Annotated in this window: 8 protein-coding genes; 6 read left to right on the forward strand and 2 right to left on the reverse strand. The window is 60.8% G+C overall.

What is annotated here, in order from left to right; all coding sequences use genetic code 11:
- Window positions 1-25: 25 nt before the first annotated feature.
- Together AB4N53_RS02765 and AB4N53_RS02770 are read right to left on the reverse strand one after the other, a co-directional pair.
- Window positions 26-3,304, reverse strand: coding sequence for a PAS domain S-box protein (locus AB4N53_RS02765; protein ID WP_460117933.1), 3,279 nt, complete (start codon window positions 3,302-3,304; stop codon window positions 26-28).
- 63 nt (window positions 3,305-3,367) lie between these two features.
- On the reverse strand, window positions 3,368-4,258 hold the full coding sequence (locus AB4N53_RS02770; protein ID WP_042609424.1) for a LysR family transcriptional regulator: 891 nt from the start codon (window positions 4,256-4,258) through the stop codon (window positions 3,368-3,370).
- Window positions 4,259-4,397: 139 nt separating this feature from the next.
- Here AB4N53_RS02770 and leuC point away from each other — a divergent pair, with 139 nt between their 5' ends.
- The 6 genes from leuC (at window position 4,398) to AB4N53_RS02800 (ending at window position 10,949) form a co-directional block, all read left to right on the forward strand.
- Complete coding sequence (gene leuC, locus AB4N53_RS02775; protein WP_041478531.1) at window positions 4,398-5,828, forward strand: 3-isopropylmalate dehydratase large subunit; 1,431 nt, start codon at window positions 4,398-4,400, stop codon at window positions 5,826-5,828.
- Between the two features lie 2 nt (window positions 5,829-5,830).
- Window positions 5,831-6,475 (forward strand): 3-isopropylmalate dehydratase small subunit, encoded by a 645-nt coding sequence (gene leuD, locus AB4N53_RS02780; RefSeq protein WP_024012386.1) that lies wholly within the window; start codon window positions 5,831-5,833, stop codon window positions 6,473-6,475.
- Window positions 6,476-6,607: 132 nt separating this feature from the next.
- Complete coding sequence (locus AB4N53_RS02785) at window positions 6,608-7,375, forward strand: class I SAM-dependent methyltransferase (RefSeq protein ID WP_460117935.1); 768 nt, start codon at window positions 6,608-6,610, stop codon at window positions 7,373-7,375.
- A 55-nt stretch (window positions 7,376-7,430) separates the two neighbouring features.
- Window positions 7,431-8,513, forward strand: coding sequence for a 3-isopropylmalate dehydrogenase (leuB, locus tag AB4N53_RS02790; protein ID WP_460117937.1), 1,083 nt, complete (start codon window positions 7,431-7,433; stop codon window positions 8,511-8,513).
- Window positions 8,514-8,579: 66 nt separating this feature from the next.
- Entirely contained in the window at window positions 8,580-9,692 is a 1,113-nt protein-coding gene (asd, locus tag AB4N53_RS02795) for an aspartate-semialdehyde dehydrogenase (protein WP_071171651.1), read from the forward strand.
- A gap of 246 nt (window positions 9,693-9,938) precedes the next feature.
- Window positions 9,939-10,949, forward strand: a complete 1,011-nt coding sequence (locus tag AB4N53_RS02800; RefSeq protein ID WP_460117940.1) for an aspartate-semialdehyde dehydrogenase — start codon at window positions 9,939-9,941, stop codon at window positions 10,947-10,949.
- Window positions 10,950-11,014 lie beyond the last annotated feature (65 nt).

Below are 11,014 nucleotides of genomic sequence, written 5' to 3' on the forward strand. Positions count from 1 at the left end.
GTGATGGCGCCCTTTTTTGTGTCCGCTATTCGAGCAGTTTTTTCAGATCCTCCAATCCCACCGGCCGGCTGTGCAGATAGCCCTGATACAAATGGCAGTCCAACCCCTGCAAAAACGCCAACTGCTCCGGCGTCTCCACGCCTTCGGCAATCACTTCCAATTCCAAGCTGCGCGCCATCGCGACAATTGCGCGAATGATCTCGGCAACATTGGAGTCGGTGGTCGCATCGCGGATGAACGACTGGTCGATCTTCAGGGTGTCTACCGGCAGACGCTTCAAATAAGTCAGCGACGAATAACCGGTGCCGAAATCGTCCATGGCGAAGCTCACGCCGAGCTTTTTCAGGCGGCGCATTTTGCTGATGGTGTCTTCCAGATTCTGGATGACGATGCCTTCGGTGATTTCCAGTTTCAGCAGCGAGCAGGGCAGGCCGTGGCTGATCATGCTGTGTTCGATGCGCTCGACGAAATCGTTCTGGCGGAACTGCCGCGGGCTGATGTTCACGCACAGGCTGAAGTTGTGCGGGTCGACCAGTTTCAACGCGATCAGTTGTTTGAAGGCGTTGCAGGCTTCATCGAGGATCCACGTACCGACCTCGAGGATCAGGCCGCTGTCTTCCAGCACTTTGATGAATTCAGTAGGCGATTGCGCGCCGAGCTCGGGGTGATTCCAGCGCACCAGGGCTTCGGCGCCGATGATGCGGTTGTCGCGGGCATCGACCTGTGGCTGAAAGTGCACGTTGAACTCGCCGCGCGACAGCGCAAGACGCAGGTCGGTCTCCATACGCAGGCGTTCGCTCGCCGCTTTCTGCATGGTGTTGTGATACATCTGCGTGGTGTTGCGCCCGGAATCCTTGGCCCGGTACAGGGCGATGTCGGCGCGTTTGAGCAGGTCGGTCGGGGTCGAGCCGTGATCGGGGATCAGCGCGACGCCAATGCTCGGCGTCACTTGCAGGCGCTGGCCATCAAGGAACATCGGCTCCGAAAGCAATTCGCGAATGGTGTCGGCCAGCGCGCGCACTTGTTCGCTGACTTCACTGCGCGAACCTTCGAGGCCGCTGAGCAACACCACAAACTCATCGCCACCGAGGCGCGCCACCGTGTCTTCCATGCGCACGCTGGCTTCGAGCCGCGCGGTGATGATTTTCAGCACGGTGTCGCCGACCGGGTGACCGAGGGAATCGTTGATGTGCTTGAAGTGGTCGAGGTCGAGAAACAGCAAAGCGCCGCGCAGATTGTGACGCTTGAGCAGGGCGATCTGCTGACTCAGGCGATCCATCAGCAGGGCGCGGTTGGGCAGGTTGGTCAGCGGGTCGTGATAGGCCAGGTGACGAATCTGCGCTTCGGCGTTCTTCAACAGGCTGACGTCGCGCGCGGTCAGCAGCAGGCACGCGGTTTCATTGAGGGTGATCGGCTCGACCGAGACTTCCACCGTGAGCAATTCGCCGCGCTTGTTGCGCCCGAGCATTTCCTGATGATGCACGCGGCCCTTGATCTGCAACTCGGCGAGTAAGGTCGAGCGCTGTTTCTCTTCGGCCCAGATCCCCACCTGATAAACGGTTTTGCCCACCACTTCGTCGGCGCGGTAGCCGGTGAGGCGACAGAAACCGTCGTTGACCTCCAGATAACGCCCGGTGTCGCGCTCGGTGATGGTGATGGCGTCGGGGCTGGAGTGGAACGCCTTGGCGAATTTTTCTTCGCTGGCCTTCAGCGCCGCTTCCGAGCGTTGTTGCTGGGTGATGTCGCGCAGGGTGGTGACGATGCACGGCTGGTCGCCGACGCTGATCTGCCGGCTGGAAATCACGCAGGTCAGCGACTGGCCGTCCTTGTGCTGGACGAGAATGGCCACGTTGCTCAGGCCTTGTTCGCGAATCACCCGTTCGATGCGTTGCAGGCTTTTCGCCGAGGCGTCCCACAGGCCGATTTCCTCGGCGGTGTGGCCAATCACATCGGCGGCGCTCCAGCCAAAGGTCTGGCTGAAGCTCGAGTTGATCTCGATGAACTCCCCGGTTTCCTGGCGCGTGACGCAGATCGGATCAGGGCTGACCTGAAACAGCGTGGCGAATTTCTCTTCCGAGGCCACCAGACGCTGCTCCCGCTCGACCTGATCGGTGATGTCCAGCAACGTGCCGGCCATGCGCAGCGGTGCGCCGTTGTCGTCGCGATAGAGACGCGCGCGGCTTTCCAGATAGCGCGAGCTGCCGTCGGGCAGTTGCACGCGATAGGTCAGTTGATAATTGCCGGCCGGACCTTCGCGCAGGCTGCGGTAGGCGTCGCGCATGCTGTCGCGCTCCTCGCCCGGCACGCCTTCGAAAAACTCCTCGAATGATTCATGAAATGGGATCGGCTCGAGCCCGTGCAGTTGCGCGGCGCGCGCCGAGCCGTAAAGCATGCCGCTGGGGATGTGCCAGTCCCAGGTGCCGAGTTGCGCTGAATCCAGCGCCAGGTCGAGGCGTTCCTGGCTGTCCTTCAAGGCCAGTTCGGCGGCTTTGCGTTCAGTGGTGTCGAGGAACGTGCTGAGCAGATAGGGCTGGCCTTCGAGTTCGACCTTCTGCGCGCTGAGGATGCCGTCGTGCACCTGGCCGTTGCTGGCGCGGAACTGCACTTCCATGCTGATCAGCTCGCCCTTGGCTTTGGTTTTCTTCACCAGTTCGGCGCGTTGCTCGGGATGCACCCACAGGCCCAGTTCCAGGGTGGTGCGGCCAATTGCGCTTTGCACCGGCCAGCCGAACAGGCTTTCAAAATACTGATTGGCCTCGCTGATCAGACCGTCATCCTGACGGGTCAGCAGAACCATGTTCGGGCACAGGTGAAAAAGTGTCGCGAAACGTTTCTCCGAGCTGCTCAGGGCCTGCTCGCGCTGGCGTTGGTGGGTGATTTCACGAATCACCCCGATCATTCGGGGCCGGCCGTTCTTGTCTGGCAGCAGGCTGCCGCTGATCTCCAGCCAGTGCAGGCTGCCGTCGGGCCAGCGGATGCGGTGATGCATCGCCTGCTCCAGCGGGGCGCCGGCAATCACCGCGTGGAAGGCACGCACGGTTTTCGCGCGGTCCTCCGGCGGCAACAGGTCGAGGTATTCAAGATCTGCCGGAAGCGGCTGTCGTGGATCAAACCCGAACAACGCCTGAGTGCCCCGCGACCAACTGATCTGCCCGCGCTCGATGTCCCAATACCAGGCACCGAGCCGCGCGCCGTTGAGCGCGGCGAGCAATTGCGGCGCGCTTTCCCAGCTCTGCTCGGAGTGTCGCGGATCTACAGCCTGGATTCGCGGCATCGGCGGAATTCGGTCAACAGATTTCGGCATTGTCAGCGGGCCTTGAGCTGAGTGGCGTTAGGCACAGGAGCGGCTCTATAGGAGTAGCACAAGTCAGGCCGGAGTCCCTGGCCGATCGATCTGTGCATCCAGCAGGGCCATGAAGGCTCTTGCTGCATTCGATAGCGTCCGTTCGGTGTGCAAGATATAGCCTAGCTGGCGAGTGAGCTGTATGCCCGGCAATGCGATGCTTGCCACCTGTTCGTCGAGCATGGTGCGCGGCAGCACGCTCCAGGCCAGGCCAATGGAGACCATCATCTTGATGGTTTCCAGATAGTTAGTGCTCATGGCGATGTTCGGCGTGAGGCCTTGGGCTTCGAACAAACGCTGGACGATATGATGAGTAAAGGTGTTGCCGCCGGGGAAAACCGCCGGATGACCGGCAATGTCCGCCAGACTGACGGCACCGTTGTTGATCAGCGAATGCTCCGGGGCGACGACGAAATCCAGCGGGTCGTCCCATACCGGCGTGGCTTTGACCAGGGTATGCGGCTCTGGCGCGAGGGTGATGACCGCCAGTTCAGCGCGGCCGTGGAGAATTTCCTCGTAGGCAACTTCCGAATCCAGGAACTGAATATCCAGCGCAACCTGTGGGTAGCGGCGGGTGAACTCCCTTAATAGAGGCGGCAAACGGTGCAGGCCGATGTGGTGACTGGTGGCCAGGGTCAGGCGACCGCTGACTTCACCGGTCAGATTGGTCAGGGCGCGGCGGGTGTCGTCGAGCACATTGAGAATCTGATAAGCCCTCGGCAGCAGGGCGCGCCCGGCCTCGGTCAGGCCGACTTCTCGGCCCAATCGGTCGAACAGACGCACCTTCAATTGCTGCTCGAGTCCGGCAATGCGCTTGCTGATCGCCGGTTGTGTCAGATGAAGGCGTTCGCCAGCGCCGGAGAAGCTGCCGGTCTCGGCGATGGCAATAAAAGCGTTGAGGTTAGCCAAGTCCATGTCGCATTCCAGTTGGTTATCCAAAGCATAAAAAATATGAATTTGAGTTATTTAATCTAACCCCATAGGATCGGCCTCACAAGCCAAAGGGTTATTGATAAGCCCAGGGCATAGAAACAAGCTGATGAGGAACCGTCTGATGGCCGGCAAAACGCTCTACGACAAGCTCTGGGATTCGCATTTGGTCAAGCAGCGCGACGATGGCTCGGCGCTGATCTACATCGATCGTCACATCATCCACGAAGTGACTTCGCCGCAAGCTTTCGAAGGCTTGCGTCTGGCCGGGCGCAAGCCTTGGCGCATCGATGCCAACATTGCGACCCCGGATCACAACGTACCGACCACCCCTGAGCGTAAGGGCGGCATCGAAGCCATTGCCGATCAGGTTTCGCGTTTGCAGGTGCAGACCCTCGACGACAACTGCGATGAATACGGCATCGTCGAATTCAAGATGAACGACGTGCGTCAGGGCATCGTTCACGTGATCAGCCCGGAGCAGGGCGCGACCTTGCCGGGCATGACCGTGGTCTGCGGCGACTCGCACACTTCGACCCATGGCGCATTCGGTGCGTTGGCCCACGGCATCGGCACCTCCGAGGTCGAGCACGTGCTCGCCACCCAGTGCCTCGTCGCGAAGAAAATGAAAAACATGCTGGTGCGCGTTGAAGGCCAATTGCCGTTCGGCGTGACCGCCAAGGACATCGTCCTTGCGGTGATCGGCAAGATCGGCACCGCCGGCGGCAATGGCCATGCCATCGAATTTGCCGGCAGCGCGATCCGCGATCTGTCCGTCGAAGGCCGCATGACCATCTGCAACATGTCCATCGAAGCCGGCGCCCGCGTCGGCCTGGTGGCGGCAGATCAGAAGACCATCGACTACGTCAAAGGTCGTCCATTCGCGCCGAAAGGCGAGCAGTGGGACATGGCCGTCGAAGCCTGGAAAGATCTGGTTTCCGATGCCGATGCCAAATTCGACACCGTGGTCGAGCTCGACGCCGCGCAGATCAAGCCGCAAGTCAGCTGGGGCACTTCGCCTGAAATGGTCTTGGCTGTTGATCAGAACGTGCCGGACCCGGCCAAGGAAATGGATCTGGTCAAGCGCGACTCGATCGTCCGCGCCTTGAAATACATGGGTTTGACCGCCAATCAGGCGATCACCGACATTCAGCTCGATCGCGTGTTCATCGGTTCCTGCACCAACTCGCGCATCGAAGACTTGCGCGCCGCTGCGGTGATCGCCAAGGGCCGCAAGGTCGCCTCGACCATCAAGCAGGCGATCGTCGTGCCGGGCTCGGGTCTGGTCAAGGCGCAGGCCGAAGCCGAAGGCCTCGACAAGATTTTCCTCGAAGCCGGTTTCGAATGGCGTGAGCCGGGCTGCTCGATGTGCCTGGCGATGAACCCGGACCGTTTGGAGTCCGGCGAGCATTGCGCGTCGACTTCCAACCGTAACTTCGAAGGCCGTCAGGGCGCCGGTGGCCGTACCCACCTGGTCAGCCCGGCGATGGCAGCGGCGGCAGCGGTGAACGGCCGGTTCATCGACGTTCGTGAATTGATCCAAGGAGCACAGTAAAGATGAAGGCATTTACTCAGCACACTGGTCTTGTCGCGCCTCTGGATCGTGCCAACGTCGACACCGATCAGATCATTCCCAAGCAGTTTTTGAAGTCGATCAAGCGCACCGGCTTCGGTCCGAACCTGTTCGACGAGTGGCGTTATCTGGATGTCGGCCAGCCGTATCAGGACAACTCCAAGCGCCCGTTGAACAAGGATTTCGTCCTCAACGCCGAGCGTTATCAGGGTGCCAGCGTATTGCTCGCCCGCGAGAACTTCGGCTGCGGCTCGAGCCGTGAGCACGCGCCGTGGGCGCTGGAAGAGTACGGTTTCCGCAGCATCATCGCGCCGAGCTACGCCGACATCTTCTTCAACAACAGTTTCAAGAACGGCCTGCTGCCGATCATTCTCAGCGATGCAGAAGTTGATGAACTGTTTAAGCAGGTTGAAGCCGAGCCGGGTTATCAATTGCAGATCGACTTGCAGGCGCAGACCGTGACCCGCCCGGATGGCAAGGTGTACAGCTTTGAGATCGATGCGTTCCGCAAGCACTGCCTGCTCAATGGTCTGGACGATATCGGCCTGACCTTGCAGGACGGCGATGCGATTGCGACGTTCGAGGCCAAGCATCGGGTTAGTCAGCCGTGGTTGTTTCGCGACGCCTGATTTGAGATTGATGTAGTCAGGGCTGGCCCCTTCGCGAGCAGGCTCGCTCCCACCTTGGAATGCATTCCCCTGTGGGAGCGAGCCTGCTCGCGAAGACGGCAGCGCAAACAACATAGATACCAGGATGTGACCATGACCAGCACCGCCCAACACACTCAGGTCGTACAAAAGCAATTCGGTGAACAGGCCGCCGCCTACCTGAGCAGCGCCGTGCACGCTCGAGGCACCGAATTCGCATTGCTACAGGCTGAGCTGGCCGGGCAGGGCGAGGCTCGTGTACTGGACTTGGGTTGCGGCGCAGGCCATGTCAGTTTCCACGTCGCTCCATTGGTCAAGGAAGTGGTCGCCTACGACCTGTCGCAACAAATGCTCGACGTGGTTGCCGGCGCTGCCGTCGATCGCGGCTTAGGCAACATCGTTACCGTCAACGGCGCAGCCGAGCGCTTGCCGTTCGCCGATGGCGAGTTCGATTTCGTGTTCAGCCGGTATTCGGCGCATCACTGGAGCGACCTTGGCCTGGCGTTGCGCGAAGTGCGCCGGGTGCTGAAGCCAGGCGGCGTGGCGGCGTTCGTTGATGTGTTGTCACCGGGCAGTCCGTTGTTCGACACTTACCTGCAAAGCGTTGAAGTGCTGCGCGACACCAGCCATGTGCGCGACTACTCTGCCGCCGAGTGGCTGCGCCAGGTCAGCGAGGCCGGTCTGCAGGTGCGCAGTACCACCCGTCAGCGCCTGCGTCTGGAGTACAGCAGTTGGGTCGAGCGCATGCGAACACCTGACGTGATGCGCGCGGCGATCCGCCAGTTGCAGCAGTCGATGGGCAACGAAGTGCGTGAGTATTTTGAGATAGATGCCGACGGCTCGTTCAGTACCGATGTGATCGTACTGATGGCTGAGCGATAAGAATTTTTCCCGGCGCGCCGTTCAGTGGCGCACCGCTTGAAGACACGAGGAAAGCATGAGCAAGCAGATTCTGATTCTCCCGGGTGACGGTATTGGTCCGGAAATCATGGCCGAAGCGGTCAAGGTGCTGGAATTGGCCAATGACAAGTACAGCCTAGGCTTCGAGCTGAGCCACGACGTGATCGGCGGCGCGGCCATCGACAAGCACGGCGTGCCGCTGGCCGACGAAACCCTCGATCGTGCCCGTGCTGCCGATGCCGTGCTGCTGGGCGCGGTCGGTGGTCCGAAATGGGACACTATCGAGCGTGACATCCGCCCTGAGCGCGGTCTGCTGAAGATTCGTGCGCAACTGGGCCTGTTCGGCAACTTGCGTCCGGCGATTCTGTATCCGCAACTGGCCGATGCGTCGAGCCTGAAGCCGGAAATCGTTGCCGGCCTGGACATCCTCATCGTCCGTGAGCTGACTGGCGGCATCTACTTCGGCGCGCCGCGTGGCACCCGTACGCTGGACAATGGCGAGCGTCAGTCCTACGACACCCTGCCGTACAGCGAAAGCGAAATCCGCCGCATCGCTCGTGTCGGTTTCGACATGGCCATGGTGCGTGGCAAGAAACTCTGCTCGGTGGACAAGGCCAACGTGCTGGCGTCCAGCCAACTGTGGCGTGAAATTGTCGAAGAAGTGGCCAAGGATTACCCGCAAGTCGAACTGAGCCACATGTACGTCGACAACGCCGCCATGCAACTGGTGCGCGCACCCAAGCAGTTCGACGTGATCGTCACTGACAACATGTTCGGCGACATCCTCTCCGACGAAGCGTCGATGCTCACCGGTTCGATCGGCATGCTGCCTTCGGCCTCGCTGGATTCCAACAACAAGGGCATGTACGAGCCGTGCCACGGTTCGGCCCCGGACATTGCCGGTAAAGGCATTGCCAACCCGCTGGCGACGATCCTGTCGGTGTCGATGATGCTGCGTTACAGCTTCAATCTGCACGACGCCGCTGATGCCATCGAAAAAGCCGTCAGCGTCGTGCTCGATCAGGGCTTGCGCACCGGCGACATCCACTCCGCCGGTTGTACCAAAGTCGGTACGCAGGAAATGGGCGACGCAGTAGTCGCCGCGCTGCGGAATCTGTAATCTCTCGGGCCCGCTGCGAAATTCAATACAAAGCAGCGGCCCACTTTTCAAGAAGGTGTAGTTGCGATGAAACGTGTAGGTCTGATCGGTTGGCGCGGGATGGTCGGTTCCGTGCTCATGCAGCGGATGCTGGAAGAGCAGGATTTCGATCTAATCGAGCCGGTGTTTTTCACCACTTCCAACGTCGGTGGCCAAGGCCCGTCCGTGGGCAAGGACATTGCTCCGCTCAAGGACGCTTACAGCATTGACGAGCTGAAGACCCTCGACGTGATCCTGACCTGCCAGGGCGGCGACTACACCAGCGAAGTATTCCCCAAGCTGCGCGAAGCCGGCTGGCAGGGTTACTGGATCGACGCGGCGTCGAGCCTGCGCATGAACGATGACGCGGTGATCATTCTCGACCCGGTCAACCGCAAGGTCATCGACCAGCAACTGGACGCGGGCACCAAGAACTACATCGGCGGCAACTGCACCGTCAGCCTGATGCTGATGGGCCTGGGCGGTCTGTTCGAGGCCGGTCTGGTCGAATGGATGAGCGCCATGACCTATCAGGCGGCCTCCGGTGCCGGCGCGCAGAACATGCGTGAACTGATCAAGCAGATGGGCGCGACCCACGCCGCTGTCGCCGATCAACTGGCCGACCCGGCGAGCGCGATCCTCGACATCGACCGTCGCGTGGCCGAGGCCATGCGCAGCGAAGCGTACCCGACCGAAAACTTCGGTGTACCGCTGGCCGGCAGCCTGATCCCGTGGATCGACAAGGAACTGCCGAACGGCCAGAGCCGCGAAGAGTGGAAGGCCCAGGCCGAGACCAACAAGATTCTCGGTCGCTTCAAGAGCCCGATCCCGGTCGACGGCATCTGCGTGCGCATCGGCGCCATGCGCTGCCACAGCCAGGCGCTGACCATCAAGCTGAACAAAGACGTACCGATTGCCGATATCGAAGGGCTGATCAGCCAGCACAACCCGTGGGTCAAGCTGGTACCGAACAACCGTGAGATCAGCATGCAGGAGCTGAGCCCGACCAAGGTCACCGGTACCCTGAATGTACCGGTCGGTCGTCTGCGCAAGCTGAACATGGGTTCGCAATTCGTCGGTGCCTTCACCGTCGGCGACCAACTGCTGTGGGGCGCGGCCGAACCGCTGCGCCGCATGCTGCGGATCCTGCTGGAGCGTTGATCGCTTGAAGTTGTGAAAGAGCCCGCGCCTTGTGAGAGGTGCGGGTTTTTTTATGCCAAGGATTTCTCCGGTGTCTGTGCTGCCGTCTTCGCGAGCAGGCTCGCTCCCACATTGAAACGCGGTCCCCTGTGGGAGCGAGCCTGCTCGCGAAAGGGCTGGTACAGCCGCCGCAAATCCCGCAGAAATTGCCTGTGCGCCACCCACCCGGTAAAGTGCCGCTCCCCCCGTTTTGCCAGAGGTAGCTCCATGACCCAGACTTTCGATATCGCCGTTATCGGCGCCACCGGTACTGTCGGCGAAACCCTCGTACAGATTCTCGAAGAGCGCGATTTCCCGGTCGGCAATCTGCACCTGTTGGCCAGCAGTGAGTCGGCCGGCAGCTCGGTGCTGTTCCGCAACAAAAACGTCCGCGTGCGCGAGGTCGACGAGTTCGATTTCAGCAAGGTCAGACTGGTGTTCTTCGCCGCTGGCGCTGCGGTGTCGCTGAGCTACGCCGCTCGCGCCCATGCTGCCGGTTGCTCGTTGATCGACCTGTCTGGCGCGTTGCCTGCGGATCAGGCGCCACAAGTGGTGCCCGAGGCCAATGCCGATATCCTCGCCAGTCTGAAAAGCCCATTCCAGGTCAGCAGCCCAAGCCCGTCGGCCACTACGCTTGCGGTGGTGCTGGCGCCACTGCTCGATCTGATCGATCTGCAATACCTCAACGTCACCGCCAACCTGGCCGTTTCTGCCCAAGGTCGCGAAGCGGTCACCGAGCTCGCGCGGCAGACTGCCGAGCTGCTGAACATGCGTCCGCTGGAGCCGACTTTCTTTGATCGGCAAATGGCTTTCAACCTGCTGGCCCAGGTCGGCACGCCGGATGCCCAGGGTCATACGCTGCTGGAAAAGCGTCTGGTACGCGAGTTGCGCCAGGTGCTGGCAAAACCTTTATTGAAGATTTCTGCCACTTGCGTTCAAGCCCCGGTGTTTTTTGGCGATAGCTTTAGCGTGACCTTGCAGTCAGGCAGCGCTGTTGACCTGGAAAAGGTCAACGCCGCGCTCGAGGCTGCACCGGGCATCGAGCTGGTCGAGGCCGGCGATTATCCGACCGCTGTCGGCGATGCGGTGGGGCAGGACGTGGTCTACGTCGGCCGCGTGCGCAGTGGTGTCGACGACCCGGCGGAACTAAATCTTTGGCTGACGTCAGATAACGTACGCAAAGGCGCGGCGCTCAATGCCGTGCAACTGGCTGAGTTGTTGATAAAAGACCTGCTGTAAAAGATACTTGGCAACAATTTGTCGACTGATTCTAGGTGAGCGCTATGCTTGCCCGAAGCACGTCG

The organism is Pseudomonas sp. H3_E04, from assembly GCF_054668915.1.